Annotated in this window: 26 protein-coding genes; 1 reads left to right on the top strand and 25 read right to left on the bottom strand. The window is 69.1% G+C overall.

Going from position 1 to position 24,181, the window contains the following annotated elements:
- Nucleotides 1-10: 10 nt before the first annotated feature.
- The 6 genes from IE302_RS33530 to rpsB form a co-directional block, all read right to left on the bottom strand.
- Nucleotides 11-1,543, bottom strand: a complete 1,533-nt coding sequence (locus IE302_RS33530) for a carboxylesterase/lipase family protein (protein WP_229908081.1) — start codon at nt 1,541-1,543, stop codon at nt 11-13.
- Between the two features lie 61 nt (nt 1,544-1,604).
- A complete protein-coding gene (locus tag IE302_RS33525) occupies nt 1,605-2,525 on the bottom strand; it encodes a phosphatidate cytidylyltransferase (RefSeq protein ID WP_191258457.1) in 921 nt (306 codons plus the stop codon).
- Nucleotides 2,525-3,082: a ribosome recycling factor gene (gene frr / locus IE302_RS33520; RefSeq protein WP_005154668.1), complete on the bottom strand. Its 558-nt coding sequence runs from the start codon at nt 3,080-3,082 to the stop codon at nt 2,525-2,527. The genes IE302_RS33525 and frr overlap by 1 nt, the downstream gene beginning before the upstream one ends.
- A gap of 51 nt (nt 3,083-3,133) precedes the next feature.
- A complete protein-coding gene (pyrH, locus tag IE302_RS33515; RefSeq protein ID WP_005154669.1) occupies nt 3,134-3,877 on the bottom strand; it encodes a UMP kinase in 744 nt (247 codons plus the stop codon).
- Nucleotides 3,878-3,971: 94 nt separating this feature from the next.
- Complete coding sequence (gene tsf, locus IE302_RS33510) at nt 3,972-4,796, bottom strand: translation elongation factor Ts (RefSeq protein ID WP_191258456.1); 825 nt, start codon at nt 4,794-4,796, stop codon at nt 3,972-3,974.
- Nucleotides 4,797-4,887: 91 nt separating this feature from the next.
- A complete protein-coding gene (gene rpsB, locus IE302_RS33505) occupies nt 4,888-5,754 on the bottom strand; it encodes a 30S ribosomal protein S2 (protein ID WP_191258455.1) in 867 nt (288 codons plus the stop codon).
- A gap of 382 nt (nt 5,755-6,136) precedes the next feature.
- On the opposite strand from rpsB, the gene IE302_RS33500 reads away from it, so the two are divergent.
- Nucleotides 6,137-6,745: a murein hydrolase activator EnvC family protein gene (locus IE302_RS33500; protein ID WP_191258454.1), complete on the top strand. Its 609-nt coding sequence runs from the start codon at nt 6,137-6,139 to the stop codon at nt 6,743-6,745.
- Nucleotides 6,746-6,793: 48 nt separating this feature from the next.
- On the opposite strand, the gene IE302_RS33495 is transcribed toward IE302_RS33500, so the two are convergent.
- From IE302_RS33495 to ku, 19 genes are all read right to left on the bottom strand, one after another.
- Nucleotides 6,794-7,729 (bottom strand): FliA/WhiG family RNA polymerase sigma factor, encoded by a 936-nt coding sequence (locus tag IE302_RS33495; RefSeq protein ID WP_191258453.1) that lies wholly within the window; start codon nt 7,727-7,729, stop codon nt 6,794-6,796.
- A 20-nt stretch (nt 7,730-7,749) separates the two neighbouring features.
- Nucleotides 7,750-8,745 (bottom strand): tyrosine recombinase XerC, encoded by a 996-nt coding sequence (locus IE302_RS33490; protein ID WP_191258452.1) that lies wholly within the window; start codon nt 8,743-8,745, stop codon nt 7,750-7,752.
- 105 nt (nt 8,746-8,850) lie between these two features.
- Entirely contained in the window at nt 8,851-9,990 is a 1,140-nt protein-coding gene (gene dprA / locus IE302_RS33485) for a DNA-processing protein DprA (protein WP_191258451.1), read from the bottom strand.
- Nucleotides 9,987-11,498, bottom strand: a complete 1,512-nt coding sequence (locus IE302_RS33480) for a YifB family Mg chelatase-like AAA ATPase (RefSeq protein ID WP_191258450.1) — start codon at nt 11,496-11,498, stop codon at nt 9,987-9,989. Before IE302_RS33480 ends, dprA begins: the two co-directional genes overlap by 4 nt.
- Nucleotides 11,499-11,885, bottom strand: a complete 387-nt coding sequence (locus IE302_RS33475; protein ID WP_191258449.1) for a YraN family protein — start codon at nt 11,883-11,885, stop codon at nt 11,499-11,501.
- Nucleotides 11,886-12,117: 232 nt separating this feature from the next.
- Nucleotides 12,118-12,441, bottom strand: coding sequence for a DUF2469 domain-containing protein (locus IE302_RS33470; protein WP_003096226.1), 324 nt, complete (start codon nt 12,439-12,441; stop codon nt 12,118-12,120).
- On the bottom strand, nt 12,438-13,217 hold the full coding sequence (locus IE302_RS33465) for a ribonuclease HII (RefSeq protein ID WP_191258582.1): 780 nt from the start codon (nt 13,215-13,217) through the stop codon (nt 12,438-12,440). Before IE302_RS33465 ends, IE302_RS33470 begins: the two co-directional genes overlap by 4 nt.
- A gap of 58 nt (nt 13,218-13,275) precedes the next feature.
- Entirely contained in the window at nt 13,276-14,205 is a 930-nt protein-coding gene (gene lepB, locus IE302_RS33460; protein ID WP_191258448.1) for a signal peptidase I, read from the bottom strand.
- Nucleotides 14,206-14,236: 31 nt separating this feature from the next.
- A complete protein-coding gene (rplS, locus tag IE302_RS33455; RefSeq protein WP_191258447.1) occupies nt 14,237-14,605 on the bottom strand; it encodes a 50S ribosomal protein L19 in 369 nt (122 codons plus the stop codon).
- A 182-nt stretch (nt 14,606-14,787) separates the two neighbouring features.
- Entirely contained in the window at nt 14,788-15,552 is a 765-nt protein-coding gene (trmD, locus tag IE302_RS33450; protein ID WP_191258446.1) for a tRNA (guanosine(37)-N1)-methyltransferase TrmD, read from the bottom strand.
- Nucleotides 15,552-16,064, bottom strand: coding sequence for a ribosome maturation factor RimM (rimM, locus tag IE302_RS33445; protein ID WP_191258445.1), 513 nt, complete (start codon nt 16,062-16,064; stop codon nt 15,552-15,554). Before rimM ends, trmD begins: the two co-directional genes overlap by 1 nt.
- Nucleotides 16,065-16,088: 24 nt before the next feature.
- Nucleotides 16,089-16,328: an RNA-binding protein gene (locus IE302_RS33440; protein WP_003103110.1), complete on the bottom strand. Its 240-nt coding sequence runs from the start codon at nt 16,326-16,328 to the stop codon at nt 16,089-16,091.
- On the bottom strand, nt 16,325-16,771 hold the full coding sequence (gene rpsP / locus IE302_RS33435; RefSeq protein WP_191258444.1) for a 30S ribosomal protein S16: 447 nt from the start codon (nt 16,769-16,771) through the stop codon (nt 16,325-16,327). The genes IE302_RS33440 and rpsP overlap by 4 nt, the downstream gene beginning before the upstream one ends.
- 171 nt (nt 16,772-16,942) lie before the next feature.
- Nucleotides 16,943-17,749 carry a CPBP family intramembrane glutamic endopeptidase gene (locus tag IE302_RS33430; RefSeq protein ID WP_191258443.1) on the bottom strand — a complete coding sequence of 269 codons (807 nt, stop codon included), beginning with the start codon at nt 17,747-17,749 and terminating at the stop codon, nt 16,943-16,945.
- A gap of 57 nt (nt 17,750-17,806) precedes the next feature.
- Nucleotides 17,807-18,556, bottom strand: a complete 750-nt coding sequence (locus tag IE302_RS33425; protein ID WP_191258581.1) for a CPBP family intramembrane glutamic endopeptidase — start codon at nt 18,554-18,556, stop codon at nt 17,807-17,809.
- 45 nt (nt 18,557-18,601) lie between these two features.
- Nucleotides 18,602-19,675 (bottom strand): amidohydrolase family protein, encoded by a 1,074-nt coding sequence (locus tag IE302_RS33420; protein WP_191258442.1) that lies wholly within the window; start codon nt 19,673-19,675, stop codon nt 18,602-18,604.
- A gap of 3 nt (nt 19,676-19,678) precedes the next feature.
- Nucleotides 19,679-21,229, bottom strand: coding sequence for a signal recognition particle protein (gene ffh, locus IE302_RS33415; protein ID WP_191258441.1), 1,551 nt, complete (start codon nt 21,227-21,229; stop codon nt 19,679-19,681).
- A gap of 78 nt (nt 21,230-21,307) precedes the next feature.
- The gene (locus tag IE302_RS33410; protein WP_191258440.1) at nt 21,308-23,041 is read right to left on the bottom strand and encodes a pentapeptide repeat-containing protein; all 1,734 of its coding nucleotides are present in this window, start codon (nt 23,039-23,041) and stop codon (nt 21,308-21,310) included.
- Nucleotides 23,042-23,301: 260 nt separating this feature from the next.
- A complete protein-coding gene (gene ku, locus IE302_RS33405) occupies nt 23,302-24,162 on the bottom strand; it encodes a non-homologous end joining protein Ku (RefSeq protein ID WP_191258439.1) in 861 nt (286 codons plus the stop codon).
- Nucleotides 24,163-24,181 lie beyond the last annotated feature (19 nt).

The following is a 24,181-nucleotide window of genomic DNA, read 5'->3' as shown; positions in this document are numbered from 1 at the left end:
GGCTCTTTCGTCAGATGCCCGCCCAGAACGCGCAATCGTGCACGGCCGCGAGGTCGACCGGGCGGATCTCGCCCGGCGCCAGCGATTGCGTCCGCGGCGAAGGACGCCACTTCGGCAGGTCTTCGCCGTTCGGATCACCGGTCCTCGCGAACCCGGTCCAGTACCGAATCATTTGTGCCGCGAGTTCCTGCTGCGCGGGAGTCAATTTCACCGGAATCCCGGTTAGATCAGACAAATAAGGCAATTCGGATCCATGGGAGGCGCCCATGTGCATTCCCGGCGGAGGCGGAAGAAGCGGCGGGGCGTCCCGATCGGCGAACTCGTAGCCGAAGGTCCGGGTGCGTTCGCGCAGCGACCGCTCGGTGCCCACCTGAGGACAGCCCCAGATCCGGTCGGTCATCGCGTCCGCGAACGCCATCGCCGGGCTGCCGTGCTTCGCCGACGGATACCGGGCGGCGACGAGCGGCGCCTTCTCCCCGAAGGCGGTCCGCAGCAGCTCTTGGTAGTGCTCTTCGGTGAACGGCTGTTCCGGGTACAGCGCGACGAAGAGTCTCGCTTCGTCCCTGGTGACCCCGGTCAGCACCGGGACGCGGGCGAAGTGCCCCGCCTTCAGCGCGGCGGCCGGATGTTCGGGCAGCAGGGCGGTGTCGAACGCGGGGGTCGCCAGCGGCTGGTTCACGAGGTCCTTCACCGGGAGCCGTCGAAGGCAGGCGACGTCCGCGCAGCCGAGCTTCTTGGCCGCGTCGGCGCCCATCGCCTCGACGGTGGCACGCGGCAGGTACGGCGTGCCCGCGGGCACGCCGGGGAAGAACCCGCCATCGGGCCAGCTCAAGGTGCACGGACCGCTCTGGATGATCGCGCGGTGGAACAGTCCCGCGGCCGACGGGGAGGCCAGCTGGGCGCAGGTGCTCATCGCACCGGCGGATTCACCGAACAGCGTGACGTTCCGGGGATCCCCGCCGAAGGCTCGGGCGTTGCGCTGCACCCAGCGAAGAGCGGCCTGCTGGTCCTGGAGGCCGAAGACGCCGGAGTCGCGTCCGAGTTCCGGGTGACCGAAGAAGCCGAAAACGCCCAGCCGGTAGTTCACGGTCACCACGACGACGTCCCCGCCGAGGGCCATGCGCTTGAAGTCGTAGTCGCTGCCGGCACCGGACGTGAACCCGCCACCGTGCACCCAGACCAGCACCGGCCGCGGCTTGTGTGTCGCCTTGGCCGGGCTGATCACGTTGAGATACAGGCAATCCTCGTCGTCACTCGGTGCCGAACCGAGCCCCGGCCCCTGCGCGCAGCGAGGCCCGGGCTTGCTCGCGTCCCGCACGGCGGTCCACGGTTCGGGTCTCTTCGGTGGCGCCCAGCGCAGGTCGCCGACCGGTGGCGCGGCGAACGGGATGCCTTGGAAACTCCGGTATTCGCTGGTGTTCACGCCACGAACGGGACCGGAATCCGTACGGACGACCGGGCTTTCGCCCGCCTCCGCCACGGCTGTCGTCAGGGCGCCGAACGTCACCACGCTCAGTGCCAGGGCCAGAAGTCGCTTACTCATCGGTTGAGTTCGCATACCCCGACCTTGGCGCAGGGCACCGGGCTTGTCACCCGGGTTTCGCCTACAAGGGGACGGGGACGAACGCGGAAAGCAGCAGCCAGGAGACGACGGCCGAAGGGAGCAACGAGTCGAGCCGGTCCATCAGCCCGCCGTGCCCCGGCAGCATGTTCCCCATGTCCTTCACGCCGAGGTCGCGTTTGATCAGCGACTCGACGAGGTCGCCCAGCGTCGCCGTGCAGACGATCGCCGCACCGAACAGCACACCCTGCCAGGCGTGGCCCTCGAGCAGGAGGCTCAGGGTCAGCGCGCCGGCGACCACACCGGCCACGAGCGAACCGGCGAAACCTTCCCAGGTCTTCTTCGGGCTGATGCTGGGCGCCATCGGATGCTTGCCGCCCAGCACGCCGGCGATGTAGCCACCGGTGTCCGAGGCGACGACGCCGATCATGAACGCCAGGACCCGGCCGACACCGTCCTCCGGCGGGACGAGCATCGCGGCGAAAGCCCCGAAAAGCGGGATGTACGCGGCGGCGAAGACCGAGGCGCTGATGTCGCGCAGGTAGCCGTCCGCCCCGCCGGGCAACCGCCACAGCAGGCAGACGAGCACTGTCAGCACGAACGCCGTCAGCGCGCCCTCGCGGCCGTACGGCCAGGCGAGCCAGATCATCGCCTGACCGCCGACGAGCACCGGGACCAGCGCGATCCGGATGCCCGCCGCGCGCTTCAGTGCCCCGGCTAGCTCGATCGTGCCGACCGCTATCGCGATCGCGATGATGCCGATGAACAGGAAGCGCACGGTGAGCAAGGACGTGACGATCGCCGCCCCCAGCAGCAACCCGACCCCGATCGCGGCGGGCAGGTTGCGGCCGGCACGGGAAACCTTCCGTGCCGGTTCCGGCACGGTTTCGGGCTCCGGCACCGATGCCGGAACCGGTTCCGGGGCGTCCACCCGGTCCTCGCGTTCCTCGCTCACCTGGCTCATCAGACCTCGAGTAGCTCGGCTTCCTTGTGTTTCACCAGCTCGTCGACCTTGTGCGTGTACGAGTCGGTGAGGTTCTGCAGTTCCTTCTCGGCGTGGACGACCTCGTCCTCGCCCGCCTCGCCGTCCTTCTTGATCCGGTCCAGCTCTTCCTTGGCCTTGCGGCGCACGCTGCGGATCGAGACGCGGGCGTCCTCACCCTTGGACTTGGCGACCTTCACCATCTCCTTGCGGCGCTCTTCGGTGAGCTGCGGGATGACGATGCGGATCACGTTGCCGTCGTTGCTCGGGTTGACCCCGAGGTCCGACTCGCGGATCGCCTTCTCGATGGCGTTCAGCGAGGTCTGGTCGTAAGGCTTGATCAACGCCATCCGGGCTTCGGGGATGTTGACGCCCGCCAGCTGGTTCAGCGGGGTCGGCGCGCCGTAGTAGTCGACGACAACGCGCGAGAACATCCCCGGGTGGGCCCGGCCGGTGCGTACCGACGACAGGTCCTCCTTGGCGACGGACACCGCTTTTTCCATCTTCTCCTCGGCGTCGAGGAGGGTCTCGTCGATCACGGCTACTCCCGTTGTTGTGTATGCGTACCGATTACGGAGATCAGAGCAGGACTACGCGGGCACCCCGTCGGCGGGGGTGTCGACCAGGGTGCCGATCCTCTCACCGCTGACCGCACGGGCGATGTTCCCCTCGGTGAGCAGATTGAACACGATGATCGGCATGTTGTTGTCCATGCACAGGCTGAACGCGGTGGCGTCGGCGACCTTGAGGTCCCGTTCCAGCACCTCGCGGTGGCTGATCTCGTGGAACATCTCGGCGGTCGGGTCGCTCTTCGGGTCCGCGGTGTAGACGCCGTCGACGGCCTTCGCCATCAAGACGGCTTCGCAGCCGAGTTCGAGCGCGCGCTGCGCGGCGGCGGTGTCGGTCGAGAAGTACGGCATGCCGACCCCGGCGCCGAAGATGACGACGCGACCCTTCTCCAGGTGACGCTCGGCGCGGCGCGGGATGTACGGCTCGGCGACCTGCCCCATGGTGATGGCGGTCTGCACCCGGGTGGGCAGGCCCTCCTTCTCCAGGAAGTCCTGCAGCGCCAGGCAGTTCATGACGGTGCCGAGCATCGCCATGTAGTCGGCGCGGTCACGGTCCATGCCGCGCTGCGACAGTTCCGCGCCGCGGAAGTAGTTGCCGCCGCCGATCACGACGGCGATCTGCACGCCCGTGCGTGCGACGTCGGCGATCTGCTGGGCGACCGAGTGCACCACATCCGGATCAACCCCGATGGAACCGCCGCCGAACATCTCGCCGCCCAGTTTCAGCAGCACCCGCCGGTATCCGCCTTCGACCCGGACACCCATGTCGCCCTCCCTAATGCTCTGAAACCCGACTGTGCCCCGTCCCCGATGGACGGAGACGGGGCACAGTGGTGATTCTTTGTGTTCCGCGCCTGGATCAGGCCTGGCCGACCTCGAACCGGGCGAACCGGCTCACGGCCACGCCGGCCTCGTCGAGCAGGGCCTTGACGGTCTTCTTGTTGTCCTTGACCGACGGCTGCTCGAGCAGGACGTTGTCCTTGTAGTAGGCGTTGACCTTGCCCTCGATGATCTTGGGCATGGCCTGCTCCGGCTTGCCCTCTTCGCGGGCGGTCGCCTCGGCGACGCGACGCTCGTTCTCGACGATGTCGGCCGGGACCTCTTCACGAGTGAGGTACTTCGCCTTGAGCGCGGCGACCTGCATGGCGGCGCCACGAGCGGCCTCGGCGGCGGCCTCGCCCTCACCGGTGTACTCGATGAGCACGCCGACGGCGGGGGGAAGGTCCGCACCGCGACGGTGCAGGTACGTGGTGGTCGTGCCCTCGTAAGCGGCGACACGGCGCAGCTCGAGCTTCTCGCCGATACGGGCGGCCAGCTCCTGGACCTGCTCGTCGACGGTCTTGCCGTCGAGCGAGGCGGCCTTCAGCTTCTCGACATCGCTGGTCTTCTCGGCCTTCGCGACCTCGACGATCTTCGCGGCGAGGGCCTGGAAGTCCTCGTTCTTCGCGACGAAGTCGGTCTCGGAGTCGAGCTCGATCAGCACGCCGCCGTCACCGGCGACGAGGCCCTCGGCGGTGGCGCGCTCGGCGCGCTTGCCGACGTCCTTGGCGCCCTTGATGCGCAGGAACTCGACGGCCTTGTCGAAGTCGCCGTCGTTCTCCTCCAGCGCCTTCTTGCAGTTCATCATGCCGGAGCCGGTCAGCTCCCGGAGACGCTTCACGTCTGCGGCGGTGTAGTTCGCCATCGTGGGTGTGTCCGTCCTTTTTCAGGTACGAGAAGTCTTTTGGGGAAGTCACCCGTGGGGCCGCCCGGAGGCGGCCCCACGGGCAGGTGGATCAGGAGGAGGCGGTGGCCTGCTCGGCCGGGGCCTCGGCGCCGGTCGCGGCGGCGGCTTCCTTGGCGTCCGCGGCGGCGGTCTCGGAGCCGGCGAGCAGCTCCTTCTCCCACTCGGCCAGCGGCTCGTCCGTGGCGACGCCCGCCTCGGGCTTGGCGTCGGCGGAGGAACCGTTGCGGCTGGAGCGGGCCATCAGACCGGCGGCGGCGGCCTCGGCCACGACCTTGGTCAGCAGCGCGGCCGAACGGATCGCGTCGTCGTTACCCGGGATCGGGTAGTCGACCTCGTCCGGATCGCAGTTGGTGTCCAGGATCGCGACGACCGGGATGTTCAGCTTGCGAGCCTCGCCGACGGCGATGTGCTCCTTCTTCGTGTCGACGATCCACACGATGCTCGGCACCTTGGCCATGTCGCGGATACCGCCGAGGGTCTTCTCGAGCTTGTCCTTCTCACGGGTGAGCGTGAGGATTTCGCGCTTGGTCAGACCCGCGAAGCCGCCGGTCTGCTCCTGCGACTCGAGCTCCTTCAGGCGGAGAAGACGCTTGTGCACCGTCTGGAAGTTGGTCAGCATGCCGCCGAGCCAGCGCTGGTTCACGTAGGGCATGCCCACGCGCGAGGCCTCGGAGGCGATGGCTTCCTGAGCCTGCTTCTTCGTGCCGACGAACATGATGGTGCCGCCGTGCGCGACGGTTTCCTTGATGAACTCGAACGCACGGTCGATGTACGTCAGCGTCTGCTGCAGGTCGATGATGTAGATGCCGTTGCGCTCGGTGAAGATGTAGCGCTTCATCTTCGGGTTCCACCGACGGGTCTGGTGCCCGAAGTGCACGCCGCTGTCGAGCAGCTGCTTCATGGTGACGACGGCCATTGCCGGAATCAACCTCTTCTGTGTCGTGCGCGCCCGGCCGGGCCGGAACGCGCTTGCTCGGTTCGTCGCTCTCGGCCGGGTGGCCGATCGCCCTGGTGCAGATGCTCGGGCCCGGACCCGGGAGTGAAGTGACCCCAGGGACCGCCGGACCGTGTACCCCCGGCTGTCCTGACCCTCCGTGAGGAGATCGGCCATCGGGAGCGCGCACGTGCACGCGAAGTCAGCCCGCTGCCGCGGACCGCGCAAAAGAGTCTACTCCCTGTCGCCACCGGGTACCGCACCGGCAGCCCCTGATGAGAGGGGTTGTCCACAACCGGCTCGGTTATCCACAGATTCTTTCGGCGCGCCCCGCACGCCACGCCGTGCCCCCAGGCTGGAACACATGACGATGACGTCCTGTTCCCGCCCTGTCACCAGGCATTCCTTCGCGATCGACCGCACCGGCGGCAGGCACCGCCGCCCGGGGCGTCCCCGGCGCCTCGCCCGCCTCACGATCCTCGCGACCGTGCTCGCGCTCCTGACCGCTTCGGCGATGCCGGGAACGGCCAGAGGCGCGCCCTCCCCGCAAGGCCGCCTCTCCTGGCCGCTCTCGCCGGCACCCAGCGTCACCAGGTACTTCGAGCCGCCGTCGACGCCTTACGGTCCCGGTCACCGGGGCGTCGACCTCGCCGCCGCGCCGGGCGCGAACGTGCTCGCGGCCGCCGAGGGCGTGGTGATGTTCGCCGGGCAGGTGGCGGGCCGCGGCGTGGTTTCGATCGATCACGAAGGAGGCCTGCGCACCACGTACCTGCCACTCGCCCCGACGGTGACGGTGGGTGATCAGGTTTACCGCGGCCAGGTGCTCGGAACGCTCGTCGCCGGCCATCCGGGCTGCCCCGGACCGGCGTGCCTGCATTTCGGTGTCCGGCGGGGCGAGGAGTACGTCGATCCGCTCGCGCTGATCGGCGAACCGTCCGAAATCCGCCTCAAACCGTGGGAAGGAGACCCGTGAGCGGTAAAGCCGGTTAGAACCGTCCTCACCCCTCACGACCGGGCGCGCCTAGGTCTGTTCGACCAGTTTCGCGCGCAGCCGCATGACGGCGCGGGTGTGCAGCTGGCTGACCCGGGACTCGGTGACGCCGAGGACCTTGCCGATCTCGGCGAGTGTCAGGCTCTCGAAGTAGTAGAGCCCGACCACGATCCGGTCGCGTTCGGTGAGCTGGGCGATCGCCTGCGCCAGCTGGCGGCGGTTGTCCTGGTCGACCAGGACGGCCACCGGGTCGACGGCCCCGTCGTCGGGCAGGGTGTCGACCAGCGAGCCGCTGTCCTTGCCGGCGGCGACGAGGTCTTCCAGTGCGATGACGCTGGTCAGCTGCAGCTGGCCGTAGAACTCGCGCAGGTCGTCGACGCTGATTTCGAGCTCGGCCGCCAGTTCGGCGTCGGTCGGCGTGCGGTTCAGCCGGGCGCCGAGGCGTTCCAGCGCGCGCTCGGCCTCGCGGGCCTTGCTGCGCACCGCCCTGGGCACCCAGTCCTGGGAACGGAGATCGTCGAGGATCGCGCCCCGGATGCGCTGCATGGCGTAGGTCTCGAACCGCAGGCCCCTGGCGGGTTCGAACTTCTCGATCGCGTCGACCAGGCCGAAGATCCCGGATTGGATCAGGTCACCGACGTCGACGTGGGTCGGCAGGCCGGTGCCGACCCGGCCCGCGACGTATTTGACGAGCGGGGCGTAGTGCAGGACGAGCCTGTCGCGCACGATCTGGTCCGGCGATTCGGTGAACTCCCGCCACAACGCCTGGATCCCGGCGTCCACCTCGTAGGCCGTCCGCGCTCCGGGCGCGACGGCAGGACCGCTTCCGCCGGGACTGTGTTTCCCGGCGGCTTCGGTGACATGTGGGTCGGCGGTCATCGGACCGCCGTTCTCAGCATGCGACTCAGCGTGTTCTCCGTGCTCGTGCGGATGCGCGTGCGCCGCCGGTCCGGGCCGCCGGGTCACCTGCCGAGTCCTCCCCGGCATCATCGGGCCCGGGGGTGCGCGCGGTCGTGGATCGCCTTCAGCCGATCGACGGTCACATGAGTGTAGAGCTGCGTTGTGGCCAGCGTAGCGTGACCAAGCAGTTCCTGAACGCTCCGAAGATCGGCACCGCCTTCGAGCAGATGAGTGGCCGCCGAATGCCTCAGGCCATGCGGCCCCATGTCGTTCGCGCCCGGAACCGAGCCGACGGCGTCGTGCACGACCCGGCGGGCCGCCCGCGGGTCGAGCCTGCCTCCCCTCGCCCCCAGGAAGAGCGCGGCTTCGGCCGCTCCCTTCGGTTCGGCGGCGAGTTTGCCCCTGCCTTCGTCCAGCCACGCCCGTAAAGCCGTTTCGGCGGGGACACCGAACGGCACGACGCGTTCCTTGCCGCCCTTGCCCAGCACAAGCACGACCCGGCGGGAGAAGTCGACGTCGCCGACGTCCAGCCCGCACAGCTCAGAGACCCGCACGCCGGTGGCGTAGAGCAGTTCCACGATGGCACTGTCCCTCAAGGCCACCGGGTCGCGCTGTTCGGCACCGGCGGCTGAGGAGCGCATGACCTCGCTCGCCTGTTCCGCGCGGAGGACCCCGGGAAGCTTGCGGTGCGCGCGCGGCGCCACCAGCCGCCCGCCCGGATCGGACGCGAGCGCGCCGCCCCGGTGGGCCCACGCGGTGAAGGTGCGGGCCGCCGCCGCCCGCCTGGCCAGGGTCGTCCGGCTGGCCCCCTCTTCGCGTTGCCTGGCCAGCCAGCCACGCAGCGTCCCGATGTCGAGATCCTCGAACCGGCCGCCGTTCCCGTCCACGAACCCCATCAGCGACACGACATCGCCGAGATAGGCACGCACCGTGTGCGCGGAGAGCCCGCGCTCCAGGGAAAGGTGCCGCTCGTAGTCGTCGATCAGCTTCCGGGCAGGCTGCGGAAGCGCCGCACGGGCGGCGCGCAGATCGGGTCTGCGGGCGCGTTTTCCCGTGCCGTGGGGACCTTCGGTCGACGGCATGCCGATCACGCTGCGCGATGTACGGCGGATGGTCAAGCATCGCCGCGCCCTGTTGCGGTGTCCGTGGTCGGATCGTGCCGGGATGGCGTCTCGGGTGTAGGCCAGTCAGGTCTTGGCAGGCCGTCTTCGCCACCCTGTGTCACTTCTTTCCGCGAAGCCATCTAGTTCCAGTTCGGGAAGCAGCGAGCGGACGCGCTCGACCGGGACGCCGGATTCGGCGGCGATCCGTTCCTCGGGCCTCGCCGACCGTTCGGACAGCGCGTCGTGCACTCGCAGTGCCTCCGGACCGAGCCGATCGGTGTGGCGGCGCGGTTTCGGCGGATCCGTGCCCGCTTGTCCCAGCCGTCCCGCGGTCTCGAGGATCTCGTCGACCGAGGTCACCAGCGTGGCCTCGCCTTCACGGATCAGCGCGTGGCAGCCGGCGGACATCCCCGACGAGACCGGTCCCGGCATCGCCATCACGACCTTGCCGAGGGCCACTGCCGTACCGGCGGTGTTCCGCGCACCGCTGCGCCTGCCCGCCTCGACCACGACGGTCCCTTCCGTGAGCGCGGCGATGAGCCTGTTCCGGACGAGGAAGCGATGCCTCGCGGGCGAGGTGCCCGGCGGGTACTCGCTCACCACCGCGCCGGTTTTCCCGATGGTGCGCAACAGGGTCGAGTGCTGCGCCGGGTACCCGGCGTCGATCCCGCAGCCGAGCAGGGCGACCGTGGTGCCGTCCGCGCTCAGCGCGCCCCGGTGGGCCGCACCGTCGATGCCGTACGCCGCCCCCGAGAACACCGGGATCCCGCGGCTCGCCAGGTGATACCCCAGCTCGGCCGCGTTGTGCTCGCCGTACTCGGTCGCCGCACGGGCGCCGACGATCGCGATCGCCTGGTCGACCGCCTCGTCGAGCCTGGCCGGACCGCGCACCCAGAGCGCCAGCGGCGGTGCCGCGCCGGAGACGCCCCTGCTCTGCGCGACGGCCAGCGAGAGCAGCGGCCAGGCCGGCCATTCGTCGTCTTCCGGGATGACGAGCCTGGTCTCGCCCGCGGCCGCCCGCTCCAGATCTCGCTCGGCGTAGTCGTGCGCTCGCCTCGCGGCCGTCTCGTCGCGCACCTTCGGCGGGCAATCCGCGCGCGACACCCGTTCCGCGGCGGCGATCGGGCCGTGTTCGCCGACGAAACCGACCAGGGCGGGCGCCGGGGGCTCGGCCACGCGCAGGAGATACGACCGCGCGATCCGATCGGCGTCGAGTTCACTCATCCGGATGACCTCTCTCGAAAGTTCAACGCCGCCGCGACCTCGTCCGCCTCCGGCCTTTCGGCCCCCTTCAGATCGGCGAGCGTCCAAGCGATGCGGAGGCAGCGGTCCGCGCCGCGCGCGGTGATCGCGCCCCGCTCCAGCGCGCGGTCCAGCAACGCCGTGACCTGCGGCGGCAGGGCGAACTCGCGGCGCAACGCCGGGCCGGGCACCTCCGCGTTCGCCGTCCAGCCATGGTCCGCCCAGCGTTTCCCGGCTCGTTCGCGCGCCTCCAGCACCCGCTCGCGGACGGTCTCGGACGCTTCGGGCGGGTCGCTCAGGTGCGCGCTGAGCGCGGAAAGCGGCCGCAGCCGGACCCGCAGATCCACCCGATCGAGTAGTGGTCCGGACAGCCGGCCCAAGTACCGCCTTCGCGCGGACGCCGAACAGATGCAGTCAGCGTCCTTCGCCGGGGCGCAAGGACAGGGGTTGGTCGCCAGCACCAGTTGAAAGCGCGCCGGGTACCGCACGGCACCCTTGACCCTCGCGATCCGGACCTCGCCTTCTTCGAGGACGGTGCGCAGCGAATCCAGCCGTTCCGGGCCGAATTCGCAGACCTCGTCGAGGAACAGGATGCCCCGGTGCGCCCGGCTGATGGCCCCGGGAACGGCCAGGCCGCTGCCACCGCCGATCAGGGCGGGCACGCTGATCGAATGGTGCGGCGCGACGAACGGCGGCACGGTGACCAGCGGCCGGGACCGCGAAAGCGAACCGTCGATCGAATGAACGGCGGTGACCTGCAACGACTCTTCGGCGGTCAAGCGCGGCAGAAGGCCGGGGAGGCGTTTCGCGAGCATCGTCTTGCCCACCCCGGGCGGGCCCGTCATGAGCAGGTGATGCCCGCCCGCCGCGGCCACCTCCAGCGCCCAGCGCGCCTCCGGCTGCCCCACGACGTCGGCCAGGTCGGGTACCCGCGGCGGCTCCTGGACCGCGAACGGCTCGGGCCGGACGAGTTCGCCTTCCCCCTTGAGCCAGCCCACGAAGTCGGCCAGCCGGGCAACGCCGCCGACCTCCAGCCCGTCGACGAGAGCGGCTTCGAACAACGACTCGGCGGGCACGACCGCTCGCCGGTACCCGGCGTTGCGCGCCGCCAGCAGTCCCGGCAGGACCCCGCGGACCGCTCGCACCCGGCCGTCGAGGGCGAGTTCGCCGAGCAGCACGGTGTGGATCAGCTTCGTGGCCGGAACCGATCCCGTCGCGGCCAGGACCGCCGCCGCGATGCCCAGGTCGTAGCCGGAACCCACCTTCGGCAGGTTCGCCGGGGACAGGCCGAGGATCACTCTCTCGTCCGGCCACTTCTGACTCGAGTTGCGGACGGCTGAGCGGACCCTGTCCTTGGCTTCTTTCAGCCCGGTGTCGGGCAGCCCGACCATCGTCACCTTCGGCGAACCGCCGCCGATGTCGGCCTCGATCTCGATCATCCTGCCCTCGACGCCCAGCAGCGCGACGGACCAGGCTTTCGCCAGTGCCATTCAGAACGCCGCCTTGATGTGCCGCACCCGCGGCCGGGTGTCGGGCGGGGCGACGATCGCGATGATGTCGTAGCGGACCGGGCACCAGCGGAGCATGAACGCGTGCTGCCATTGGTACGCGAGACGGCGGATGCGGTCCGCCTTGAGCGGGGTCACCGCCTCGGCGGGAGTGCCGAAGGCGAGCCCCGTCCTCGTCTTGACCTCGCAGAAGACGAGGCGTTTCCGATCCGTCGCGACCAGGTCCAGTTCGCCGTCACGACAACGCCAGTTGCGGCTCAGGACGACGTAGCCGGTCTTCTCCAGATGCCGGACCGCGAGGTCTTCGCCCCACCGGCCCAGCTCGATGGGCGAGGCCCCGGCGGACGGTTGTCCGGTCGTACTCGTCATCTCGATCCCCCTCAGCGATCGTCACGGTGCGTGTGCGATCAACGCTGCCAGGGTGACCGGGGTGCGGACCAGACTCGATTCGCCGGCCTGTGGACAACCGGGGTGTTGTGGATAACTCGGGCGCCGCGGCCGGTCGCGGGCCGGAAATCGTCGGTGCCCGTGCTAGCGAAACGTGAAGGCCCCCTTCACCGCGTATAGCGCGGCGAAGGGGGCCTTCACGTGCTTCTGAAGATCAGCCGGAGAACGGACCGTCCTCCGGCAGGCGAAGGTCGGGTTTGTCGAGTTCCTCGACGTTGACGTCCTTGAACGTGATGACCCGGACGTGCTTGACGAACCTGGCGGGCCGGTACATGTCCCAGACCCACGCGTCGGACATCCGGACCTCGAAGTACACCTCGCCGCCGCCGTCGCGCACCTGCACGTCGACGGCGTTGGCCAGATAGAACCGCCGCTCGGTCTCCACCACGTACGAGAACTGGCCGACTATGTCGCGATACTCGCGGTAAAGCGAGAGCTCCATCTCGGTCTCGTACTTCTCGAGATCCTCTGCGCTCATGAAATCCGCGCCCCTCCTCGCGATTCTGCTGCTACTCCAGCGGCGGAGCGTTCATTGTTACCCACGTACGGGCCGAGGGCACGTATCGGCACGCTCGGGTTTTCCAGTGCCGCGACGGTCAGCACGACCGGGTGAGGCGGCCGCACCCGGTGCGCGGCGGCCGCGGTGGCCACGTTGGCGTACGACCAGCGATGGACCGGACTCGGACCGTGAGCGTTCAGCGCCGCGCTGTGCTCGGTGGTGCTGTACCCCTTGTGCACGTCGAAGCCGTAGTGCGGGTGGACGTCGTGCAGGTCGCCCATGATGCGGTCCCGTGTGACCTTGGCCAGCACGGACGCCGCCGCCACGCACGCGACGGCCTTGTCGCCCTTGATCACCGGGACGCTCGGCGCGGGCAGCCCGGACACGCGGAAGCCGTCGGTCAGGACGTAGCCCGGCGTTTTCCGCAGCGCGGAAACGGCACGGCGCATGCCTTCGAGGTTCATGACGTGGATGCCGAACAGGTCGACCTCGGACGCCGGGATGACGATGACCGCGTAGTCGACGGCACGCTGGACGACCCGGTCGTAGACCCGGTCCCGGGCCTTGGCCGTGAGCACCTTCGAGTCGGTGAGCTCGGGCAGCCGGGCGGCGTCACCGGGACGCAGGACGCAAGCGGCCACGACGAGCGGGCCGGCGCAAGCACCGCGCCCTGCCTCGTCGACCCCGGCGACTGGCCCGAGGCCCCGCCGGTCCAGCGCTCCCTGCAACCCCCAGAAGAGGTCGCCGCGCACCACTGCCCGCGGCGGCCGAAGCGGTTCGGCCGGTGTGAGCGGTACAGGAACTCTCAAGGCCTTACCGCCTCCGGTCGACCGCCTTGCGGACTCCGGACGACATCCGCCTGCCGAGGAACACCACGGGCCACGCCGCGGCGATGCCTACGCCCAGGGGAAGCCCCTGCTGCCAAGCCGGCGCACCGAGCGCCAGCGGCTGAGCGTTCGCCTGCGGGTTGTGGTCGGAAACGCCACCCCAGCGGCCGGGCGGGAGCACGATGACGCGCGCCTTGCCGATGATGTTGTCGACCGGGACGGCGCCGTTGACGCCACCGCCGCCCTGGAATCGGGAGTCGCTCGAGTTGTTGCGGTTGTCGCCCATCACCCAGACGTATCCGGCGGGCACCTTGACCGGCTCGAACGTCTTCTCGGTGGGCGCCATGCCCTCTTCCCAGTGGACGTACGGCTCGTCGAGCGCCTTGCCGTCCACGACCACCCGGTTGTTGTCGCAGCACTGCACCGTCTGGCCGCCGACCGCGATGATCCGCTTGACGAAGTCGCGCTCGTCCGGCGGCGCGAACCCGATCAGCGAACCGAGCGCGCGGAAGCCGGTGACGAAGATGTTGCTGGACTCCGGCGTCTCGATCTCGCCTGCCCAGGCGGGCGGTCCCTTGAAGACCACCACGTCACCCGGGCCGGGATCGGTGAAGTCGTACGTGATCCGGTCGACCAGGATCCGGTCGCCCGTGCACCCGGCACAGCCGTGCAAGGTGGTCTCCATCGACCCCGAGGGGATCATGTAGACCTTGGCGAGGAACTGCTGGATCAGGATCGTCAGCACGAGGGCGACGACGATCAGGATCGGCAGTTCCTTCCAGAACGACCGCTTCTTGTTGACCTTGCCGAATTTCTTGGAACCGGATCGGCCCCGGCGGGAGGCCCTGGTCGGGCGCTCCTCATCGGGGCGATCGGGCTCGTCTTCGGAGGTGTTCTGGGACACGGGTTCGACCACGACGCCAGGTTACCTGTAACCGAGTGGCTACCTACTTGGCGGAGGTCGTCTCGCGGTTTTCGCGGCGTTCCTTGATCTTGGCGGCCTTGCCGCGCAGCTCGCGGAGGTAGTACAGCTTCGCCCGGCGGACGTCGCCGCGCTTGAAGACCTCGACCTCGGCGATGTTCGGCGAGTGCACCGGGAAGGTGCGCTCCACGCCGATGCCGAACGACACCTTGCGGACCGTGAAGGTCTCGCGGACGCCGCCGCCCTGGCGACGCAGCACGACGCCCTGGAAGATCTGGTTACGCTCGCGGTTGCCCTCGATGACGCGGACGTGAACCTTGAGCGTGTCGCCCGGTCGGAAGTCCGGGATGTCGGAACGCAGTGACTGCGCGTCCAGCGCGTCCAGGGTGTTCATCGGTGGTCCGTCCTCGTCTTCGTATGGCTTACGTACAGCTTGGGCGCGCAGTGTCGGGCACTGCGACCTACCCGGGGGCTATGGCGTTCCGGCCGACCTCGCGACTTGTATATCCGGCAACGCCGGGATTCAAGTTTCGCGCGTCTGCTCACGCCAACCTGTCAAGTATTGCAGACCAGGACTCAGGTGGTTGACCCGGCCTCGTCGCCGCCCTCGTCCAACCGGTCGAGGACCTTGAGATCGTGCTTGTCGAGACTACCTTCCGGCAGCAGGCCGATCAGTTCGGGCCTGCGCCGCACGGTGCGTTCCAGTGCCTGGTCGCGGCGCCAGCGGTCGATCAGCGCGTGGTTGCCCGACCGCAGGACGTCCGGCACGGCCAGGTCCCGCCAGACCTCCGGCCGCGTGTAGCTGGGGCCTTCGAGCAGGCCGTCGGAGAACGAGTCCTCCTCGGCGGAGCGGGCGTTGCCGAGGACGCCCGGCAGCAGCCGGACGACGGCTTCGACCATCACCAGGACCGCGGCCTCGCCGCCGACGAGCACATAGTCGCCGATGGAGACCTCGTCGACGGGCATCCGCCGCGCGGCGTCATCGATCACCCGCTGGTCGATGCCCTCGTAGCGGCCGCACGCGAACACCAGGTGTTCCTCGGCGGCGTACTGGTGGGCCATGGCCTGGGTGAACGGGCGACCGGCCGGCGTGGGGACCACGAGGCGGGTGTTCTCGCCGCAGACGTCGTCCAGGGCGGGGCCCCAGATCTGCGGTTTCATCACCATGCCGGGTCCGCCGCCGTACGGCGCGTCGTCGACCGCGCGGTGGACGTCGTGCGTCCAGTCCCGCAGGTCGTGCACGCCGACCTCGATGAGGCCGCGATCGATCGCGCGGCCGAGCAGCGCGGCGCGGAGCGGGTCGAGGTATTCGGGGAAGATCGTGACGACGTCGAGGCGCATCAGGCGTCCAGCAGGCCTTCCGGCGGGTCGAGGACCACGCGGCCGCCCGCGACGTCGACGGCCGGGACGATCGCCTTCACGAACGGCACCAGCACCTCGCGTCCGTCGTGCTCGATCGACAGCAGTTCACCGGCGGGCGAATGCACGATTTCGAGCACCCTGCCGACGACCGTGCCGTCGGCGAGTTCGGCCCGCAGGCCTTCGAGTTCGTGGTCGTAGAACTCGTCGGGGTCTTCGGTCGGCGGCAGCGTCGAGGTGTCGGCGATCAGCAGCGCGCCGCGGAGGGTCTCCGCGACGTCCCTGGTCAGCACCTCTTCGAAACGCACCAGCAGCCGCCCGCTGTGTTCGCGGGCGGCTGCGATGGTGAGGTCTCTGCTGCTGCCGTCACGCAGCTTCGTCGTGACGGCCGAACCGACCGCGAACCGCTGTTCCGGCGAGTCCGTGCGCACGTCCACCGCGAGTTCCCCGCGGATTCCGTGCGCCTTGGCGATCCGGCCGACTACGACGTCCATCCCGATGAGTCTCTGTGTCCTTGGTCAGCGATCGGTGTCGACGACGTCCACGCGGACGCCTCGGCCACCGATGCCGCCCATGACGGTGCGCAGGGCGGTCGCGGTACGACCGCCCCGGCCGATCACCTTGCCGAGATCGTCGGGGTGCACGTGCACCTCGAGCGTGCGGCCACGACGCGTGGTCAGCAGCTCGACCCGGACCTCGTCCGGGTTGTCGACGATCCCGCGCACCAGGTGCTCGAGGGAGTCAGCGAGGAAGCTCACGCCTCGGCCTTGTCACCCTCGGCGGCCTCGGCCTTGTCGGCTTCGGCCTTCTTCGGGGCGGACTTCTTCTTCGGCGTGGTGGCCTCGGCGCCGGCCGAGTCACCGGCGGCGGCGAGCGCGGCGTTGAACAGGTCCTGCTTCGACGGCTTCGGCTCGGCGACCTTCAGGGTGCCCTCGGCGCCCGGCAGGCCCTTGAACTTCTGCCAGTCACCGGTGATCTCGAGGATGCGCTGGACCGGCTCGGTCGGCTGGGCGCCGACGGACAGCCAGTGCTGGGCCCGCTCGGTGTCGACCTCGATGAAGCTCGGCTCTTCCTTCGGGTGGTACTTGCCGATCGTCTCGATGGCCTTGCCATCACGGCGGGTGCGCGCGTCGGCGACGATGATGCGGTAGTACGGCGCACGGATCTTGCCGAGACGCTGCAGCTTGATCTTGACGGCCACGGGTGTGGGTACTCCTCAGTTCTCTCTGATGCATGTGGAAGGCGCACGCCTGCCGCGTGGGGACACGGCTGCGCACACCCGAAGGGTGAGCTCGGGCGCGGTGAGAGGGTCCGGCCAAAGCAGGCAAGCGAACATTCTGCCAGATGCGCTTTTTCCGGCGCTAACTGGCTGTCAGAACGCGGCTATCCCGAGCGAGGCGAGCAGGATCGTCACGGCCGGGAGGAAGTTGTTCACCTGATGGGCGACCACGCTGCCGAGCAGCCGTCCGGTGAACACCCTGGCCAGGCCGATCGGGATCGCGATCACCAGCAGCAACGTGGTGCGCAGCGGTTCGAGGTGGCTCGCCGCGAAAACGGCCGTGGAGACCAGGAACGCCGCGATCCTCCCCCAGCGTTCGGTGCGCCACGTCAGCCGTTCGACCGCTCCCCACAGCAGGCCGCGGTAGATGATCTCCTCGCAGATCGGTCCGACCAGCCACAGGTAGATGAACATCACGACGGCCGCCGAGACCGACATCCGCCGGTCCTCCACGAGCGCGCTGATCGCCGACGTCGCGTTCTCGTTGCCCACGACCTGCGTCCAGGCCCAGGCGGCGAGCGAGGTGAACCCGAGCCCGAGCACCCCGAGTTTGAGGCCGACCTTGACGTCGGCCCAGCTCCAGCCGATCCGCAGGTCAGTGAACGGGCCATTGCCCCGCAGCCGGGTGATGAGCAGCGCCACGCCCGCCGCGATCATCGTCGGCAGCATGGTGCCGAGCAGCACCATGCGCATCGGCAGGGGCTGGCCGGGCTGGACGTCGCCGAGCAGGACGCTGATGAACGCCGCCGACGCCAGCAGGACGGCCTCCACCAGGAGGAAGGCCCCGAATCCCCAGCGATGCGGCGGTGGCGTGCCGGGTGCGGCCACCTCACCTCCGGCAGCGAGTTCGTCCGGCGGCGCGGCCTCGGGGATCGGCTCCCTGGGCTGAGATACGGTCACGCCGATCCTCCGGTGATCGTTCGGTTACTCACAGACTCTAACCGCCTCGAGCGGCGATCACCTCGCCGCGAAGAGCAATACAGCCGGAGGGAGGTTGTTGGCGGCATGGGCGATGACCGCCGCGCTCACCCGGCCGGAAAGATAGCGGGCGAGGCCGATGGCGATGCCCTGGCCGAACAGCGCGATCGTGCGCGCGGCCTCCCCGTGCAGCTGGGCGAACACCAGCGCGGTGACCAGCAGGATCACCCACGAGGGCAGCCGGTGGTAGCCCATCGCGTTCCAGAGCGAGCCGCGGAAGAGCAGTTCTTCGGTGACGGGAGCGGCGAGGACGACGATGACCGCGGCGAGCACCAGCCAGACGGTGTCGCCTTCGGCGGTCCCGGACAGTTCGGTGATCGGGCTCGGTGAAACGTCCGAGAAGGTCCTGTCGTCGCCGTCGGTCCCGTAGACGGCGAGCAGCAGCAGGTTGAGGAGGTAGCCGGCGGCGAGCGCGGCGGCCCCGCAGGCGAGCCCGATCCGGACGTCGCGCCAGGTGGGTCTGAGCCCGAAGTCCGTGCGGAGTCCTTGCCCCCAGACGCGAGAGCCGATCGCAGGGCCGAGGCCGAGCACGAGGGTCGGCAGGAACGCGAGGATCAGCAGCGGGCCGACGTCACGGAGTTCGAGCGGGTCGTAGCCGCCGAAGCGGCCTGACAGCACGAAGCTCATGACGAGCGTGACGAGGTGATACCCGGCGATGCCCGCGAAGAACGCTACGAACCCCCAATGCGCTCCGAGCACCAGACGCTCGCGAGCCTGCCCGTCGTCCACCACGCCTCCACGCTAGGTACCGCTCCCGTCACGGATGGAGTCGGGTCAGGCGTAGATCTTGCCACGCAGCACGATGTGACTCGGATGGCGCAGCACCGCGAGGTCTTCACGCGGATCCTCGGGGTAGACGAGGAGATCAGCCGAAGCGCCGTCGACGATCCCGGGCACGCCGAGCCACTCGCGCGCCGCCCACGAAGCCGACGCCAGCGCCTGCTCCGCGGACATGCCCGCCTTGTGCAGCGCCTCGATCTCGTCGACGAGCCTGCCGTGCTCGACCATGCCGCCCGCGTCGCTTCCGGCGTACACCTGGACACCGGCCTCGATCGCCGTCGAGACCATGTCGCCGACGCCCGCGTGCAACGCGCGCATGTGGTCGGCGTACACCGGGTATTTGCCCGCCTTGTCGGCGATGCCGGGGAAGTTCTCGATGTTGATCAGGGTCGGCACGAGCGCGATCCCGCGTTCGGCGAGGACGCCCAGCTGGTCCGAAGAGAGTTCCGTGCCGTGTTCGAGGCAGTCGATCCCCGCGGCGATCAGGCCCGGCAAGGCGGCCTGGCCGAACACGTGCGCCGTCACCTTGGCGCCCTCGGCGTGCGCGGCGGCGATGGCCTCGGCGAGGACGTCGTCGGGCCACAGGGGCGCGAGATCGCCGACGCCGCGGTCGATCCAGTCGCCGACGAGCTTGACCCAGCCGTCGCCGTCGCGGGCCTGCTCGGCGGCCGCCTTCGGCAGTTCGGAAGGGTCTTCGAGTTCGATGCCAAGGCCGGGGATGTAGCGCTTGCGCAGGGCGAGGTGCTGACCGGCGCGGATGATCCGCGGCAGGTCGGCACGCTCTTGCAACGGCCGGACGTCGATCGGCAGCCCGCAGTCGCGGATCAGCAGCGTCCCGGCGTCGCGATCGGTGATCGCCTGTTCGGTGGCTTCTTCAAGCGTGGTGGGGCCGCCGACCCCGATTCCGGGATGACAATGCGCGTCGACCAGTCCGGGGACGAGAAAGCCTTCCCGGACAACGGTTTCCGCTCCAGCGACCGGTTCGGTGGTGATCCGGCCGCCGGTGACCCACAACTCGCGTTGCTCGCCGTCCGGCAGGACGACCCCCGCCAGGTGCAGCGCCTCCACGGGCTACTTGTCCTTCGGCAGCTTGAACTTCTTCGGGTCGAACCCGGGTACGTCGTTCATGCCGCCGAGCTGGGAGAGGTCGGGCATCCCACCGGGCATGCCAGGTCCCCCAGGCATCCCTCCCGGGGGCAGCATCGGCATGCCGCCGGGGAAGCCGCCGCGGACCTTGGGCTGCGTCGGGCCGCGCCCCTTGCCCTTCTTCCCCTTCTTGCCCTTGCGGTTCTTGCTACCGCCGCCTCCGCCGCCGAAGCCGAAGCGCCCGGCCATCTGCGCCATCATCTTGCGCGCCTCGAAGAACCGGTTGACCAGGTCGTTGACCTCGCGGATGGAGACGCCCGAGCCCTTCGAGATCCGGATCCGGCGGGAGGCGTTGATGATCTTCGGGTCGTCGCGCTCGGCGGGGGTCATGCCGCGGATGATCGCCTGCAGCTTGTCGAGCTGCTTGTCGTCGACCTGAGCGAGCTGGTCCTTCATCTGCCCGGCGCCGGGCAGCATGCCGAGCAGGTTGCCGATCGGGCCCATCTTGCGGACCGCGAGCATCTGCTCGAGGAAGTCTTCGAGGGTGAGCTGGCCGCTGCCGAGCTTGGCCGCGGTCTGCTCGGCCTTCTCCTGGTCGAAGTGCTGCTCGGCCTGCTCGATGAGGCTGAGCACGTCACCCATGCCGAGGATCCGGCTGGCCATCCGGTCCGGGTGGAAGAGGTCGAAGTCCTCGAGCTTCTCACCGTTCGACGCGAACAGGATCGGCTGGCCGGTGACCTGGCGGACGGACAGCGCGGCACCACCGCGGGCGTCGCCGTCGAGCTTGGTGAGCACGACGCCGGTGAAGCCGACGCCGTCGCGGAACGCCTCGGCCGTGGTGACCGCGTCCTGACCGATCATCGCGTCGACGACGAACAGCGTCTCGTCCGGCGAAACGGCGTCGCGGATGTCCGCGGCCTGCTTCATCAGCTCTTCGTCGACACCGAGACGGCCGGCGGTGTCGACGAGGACGATGTCGTGCTGGGCGCGCTTGGCCTCGTCGATGGCGCGGCGGGCGACGTCGACCGGGTCGCCGACACCGTTGCCGGGCTCGGGCGCGAAGACCGCGACCCCGGCCCGCTCGCCGACGACCTGCAGCTGCGTGACCGCGTTGGGACGCTGGAGGTCACAGGCGACCAGCATCGGCGCGTGGCCCTGCTTCTTCAGCCACATCGCGAGCTTGCCGGCGAGCGTGGTCTTACCGGCACCCTGGAGACCCGCGAGCATGATGACCGTCGGCGGGTTCTTCGCGAACGTGAGCCGCCTGGTCTCGCCGCCGAGGATGGTGACGAGTTCCTCGTTGACGATCTTGATGACCTGCTGCGCCGGGTTCAGCGCGCCGTGCACCTCGGCGCCCTTGGCGCGCTCCTTGATGCGGGCGATGAAGTCCTTGACCACGGAGAGCGCGACATCCGCCTCGAGCAGCGCGATACGGATCTCGCGCGCGGTGGCGTCGATGTCGGCGTCGGAGAGCCTGCCCTTGCGAGACAGCGTCTGCAGGGCGGACGTGAGCCGATCGGAGAGGGTGTCGAACACGGGTGTGCACGCTCCAGCTGGGTCGTTGTGGCTCGCCGGTACGGACCGGCGGCTTCCCAGGGTAGTCGGTGTCCGAGGTCAGCGTTTGACGCGGTTGCGGACGGCCAGGAGCGTCAGGCCGAGCAGCAGCGGCCCCAGAACGCGCATGACCAGCCGCATCACCTCGCCGAACGGCGTCAGATCCTTCGGCAGGGACGACAGTTTCGTTTCCAGCGAAACGGTGCTCTGGGCGACGTAGATCAAGGTGTCACCGAAGGCAGGCGTCGTCTTGAAGCCGCCTAGCCAGATGCTCACGCTTACGACGGCTATGAGGACGGCGAGGGTCGCGAGGGCCCTTAGCGCGCGAAGGCCGTAGCCGGAGACGAGCCAGTAGAGGTGGAGGATGACGCGCTCGGACCACGGGGTCGCGGGGCTGTGGCGGCGCATCTCCATCTCGCCGTAGTAGAAGTCGGCGGCGCCGGGTTCGTTCTTGCTGTCTTCCTGCGCCTTGCGGAGCTGGCGGTAGAGATCGGCCATCCTTTGCGGCCCGACCTGGGAGCCTGTGCCGGGGCCGAATCGTGGATCCTCGGCCAGCACCTGACGCCTTCGCCGGACAAGGAAGCGGCATTCACCTTCGAGGCGCAGCTTGTCCAGGTGATGCGCTCCGGCGAACGTACAGCTGGAGAGATCCAGATCGGTGAGGACGAGGTCGACCGCATCGACCTCGCGTATCGACCTCAAAGACGAGAGCCCCCGGCCGGCGATCGTCGACGGCTTACCGAACGCCGCCCGCGTCAGATCGACGTTCGCCTTCATCGTCCGCAGATCGACCCCCGCTTCGAAATTCGCCTCACCGCAGTAAACCTCGGCCGCCACGACATCGATGACCATTCGCTTACGGAAGGTCGCGTGGGCGAAGGTCATCATGATTCCCTCCGCGGGGCCGAGCAGTTCCGCGGCCACGAAGTCGGCCGACTCGAACGAGACGGGGGCATGGAACCGCGCGCCCTTGAAAACGGCGAAGCCACCGAATCGGCCGCGTTCGAACGTGACGGACTCATGGAATCGGGCGGACTGAAACCGTGCGGCTCCGGAGAAACCCGCCCCCTCGAAGCTCACTTTTCCGTGAAATTCCAGTTCGGCGAACGAGGCCTCGCCCCCGAACCGAGCCTCGCGAAAGAGAGCCTCGCCGCGAAATCCTGAAACCAGCGAGAACTGCACCTTGCCTTCGAACTCGACCTGCGCGAACGACGCGTCGCCGCCGAAATCGACTTCCCGAAAATTCGTGTCATCGACGAAAACCGACTCGTCGAACGCGACCAATCCGTTGAACTGCGTGAACTGAAAGCCGCCGCCCGCGAACTTCGCCCTGCTGAATCGCGCACCGCCGGCGAACTCCGCGCTTTCGAAGGTCGCGGACCCGAAAGTGACGTCCGCGAACAGTGCCGACCGGGCGAACCTCGTGGCACGGAACGAAGCTTCGTCATGGAACAGGGTTTCGCTGAACGCCGCCTCACCGCCGAATCTCGCGTCCTTGAAAGACGTGCGGGCGAAGGTCACTTTTTCGAACCTCACCGGGTCGCGGAACCTGGCGTCGGTGAAGTCGGCTCGTCCGAACTCGGCCCGGCCGTCCTCGGTTCGGATGCTCTCGACCAGCCGCTTGACCAGATCCCCCGACAGCTCGGTTCCGCGCAGGTCCACCTCCGCGCCGGGGCGGAGGCCCTCGAAATACTGGTCCTGCCGTGAAGGATCGAGGTGAGCGAGGCAACGGTCCCCCCGTACCCGGACACCGGCGCAGAGAGTACGGCCACAGGTCCGCCACGGCTCGTGCATGGCGACATTCATAGCGCAGAAACAGGGCTCCGGGACCGGTCGCCCCTCGCGGACCGGTACCGGAGCCCCTACGGAAGGCTCGCCTCCCCGCGAGCCGACCGTAAGCACACTTGGCGATTTCGCGGGATTCGGTATCGCCGGACCCCCAGTACCAGGCGATTTCGCTCCCCGCGCTCTCTCCGCGCGATGGCATAACAATGCCCGGTCACCGCGGGGTCACGGCAGCGTGAAGACCCCCAACTACCCCTGGGTAGAACTACTCAAGTGGTCTTGGCCGACGACGAGGCCTTCCTCGCCCGCGTCCGCGCCTGACGGGCCTTGTCCGCCGCGTCCTTGGCCTTCGCGACCGGAGCACGGTCGGCTTCGACCGCGCTCCGCTGCAGGGCCGCCAGCAGCCGCGTCACGCCCTCGGCCTGCTCGGCGGCGGTCGGCTGGAGGACGTCGTCGCCGTCCAGTTTGGCCTGAATGAGCGCTTCCAGCGCTTCCCGGTAGCGATCGGTGTACCGCGCGGGGTCGAAGTCCTGGGTGAGGTCTTCTATCAGCGAGACCGCGTTCCGCAGCTCACCGCGGCGCAGGTCGACGTCCTCGTGCAGGAACGGGAAGTCGGGCCGCCGGACCTCGTCGGGCCACAGCATCGTCTCGAGCAGGATCACCTGGTCCCGCACGCGCAGCGCGCCGAGTGTCTCGCGCTGCCGCAGCGTCACCTTCACGATCGCGATCCGCCCGGACTGCTGCAGCGCCTCGCTCAACAGCACGTACGGCTTGGTCCCCGACGGCTCCGGTTCGAGGTAGTAACTGCGCGCGAAGTACGTCGAGTCGACCTGCTCGGCGGGGGTGAAGCCGACGACGTCCATCGACTGGGTGGTCGGCCCGAGCAGCGACGCGAAGTCCTGGCCGGTCAGCAGCACGACGTCACCGTTGGGAACGGGGTGTCCCTTGGCGATCTCGGCCGGGGGCACCTCGGCGCCGTCGACCTCGCAGACCCATTTCACCCGCACCCTGCCGCCGTCCGGCTCGTGCACCTGGTGGAGGGGGACGCTGTGCTCTTCGGTCGCGCTGTACGCCTTCACCGGAATGGCGTAGGTCCCGAATCCGATCGTGCCTTTCCACACCGCTCGCATGGCCCACCTCCGCCTGGTC

Source organism: Amycolatopsis oliviviridis, from assembly GCF_014654365.1.
Taxonomy (GTDB): domain Bacteria; phylum Actinomycetota; class Actinomycetes; order Mycobacteriales; family Pseudonocardiaceae; genus Amycolatopsis; species Amycolatopsis oliviviridis.
This window is presented reverse-complemented; position numbering and strand designations above follow the sequence as displayed.

Coding starts and splice junctions, on each gene's coding strand:
- rplS (WP_191258447.1), bottom strand. CDS start 14,605: ATGAACACCCTGGACGCGCTGGACGCGCAGTCACTGCGTTCCGACATC.
- IE302_RS33410 (WP_191258440.1), bottom strand. CDS start 23,041: ATGCACGAGCCGTGGCGGACCTGTGGCCGTACTCTCTGCGCCGGTGTC.
- IE302_RS33530 (WP_229908081.1), bottom strand. CDS start 1,543: ATGAGTAAGCGACTTCTGGCCCTGGCACTGAGCGTGGTGACGTTCGGC.
- dprA (WP_191258451.1), bottom strand. CDS start 9,990: ATGAGTGAACTCGACGCCGATCGGATCGCGCGGTCGTATCTCCTGCGC.
- trmD (WP_191258446.1), bottom strand. CDS start 15,552: ATGCGCCTCGACGTCGTCACGATCTTCCCCGAATACCTCGACCCGCTC.
- IE302_RS33475 (WP_191258449.1), bottom strand. CDS start 11,885: ATGACGAGTACGACCGGACAACCGTCCGCCGGGGCCTCGCCCATCGAG.
- IE302_RS33525 (WP_191258457.1), bottom strand. CDS start 2,525: ATGAGCCAGGTGAGCGAGGAACGCGAGGACCGGGTGGACGCCCCGGAA.
- tsf (WP_191258456.1), bottom strand. CDS start 4,796: ATGGCGAACTACACCGCCGCAGACGTGAAGCGTCTCCGGGAGCTGACC.
- ku (WP_191258439.1), bottom strand. CDS start 24,162: ATGCGAGCGGTGTGGAAAGGCACGATCGGATTCGGGACCTACGCCATT.
- rimM (WP_191258445.1), bottom strand. CDS start 16,064: ATGGACGTCGTAGTCGGCCGGATCGCCAAGGCGCACGGAATCCGCGGG.
- IE302_RS33480 (WP_191258450.1), bottom strand. CDS start 11,498: ATGGCACTGGCGAAAGCCTGGTCCGTCGCGCTGCTGGGCGTCGAGGGC.
- IE302_RS33500 (WP_191258454.1), top strand. CDS start 6,137: ATGACGATGACGTCCTGTTCCCGCCCTGTCACCAGGCATTCCTTCGCG.
- IE302_RS33490 (WP_191258452.1), bottom strand. CDS start 8,745: ATGCCGTCGACCGAAGGTCCCCACGGCACGGGAAAACGCGCCCGCAGA.
- IE302_RS33470 (WP_003096226.1), bottom strand. CDS start 12,441: ATGAGCGCAGAGGATCTCGAGAAGTACGAGACCGAGATGGAGCTCTCG.
- rpsB (WP_191258455.1), bottom strand. CDS start 5,754: ATGGCCGTCGTCACCATGAAGCAGCTGCTCGACAGCGGCGTGCACTTC.
- pyrH (WP_005154669.1), bottom strand. CDS start 3,877: ATGGGTGTCCGGGTCGAAGGCGGATACCGGCGGGTGCTGCTGAAACTG.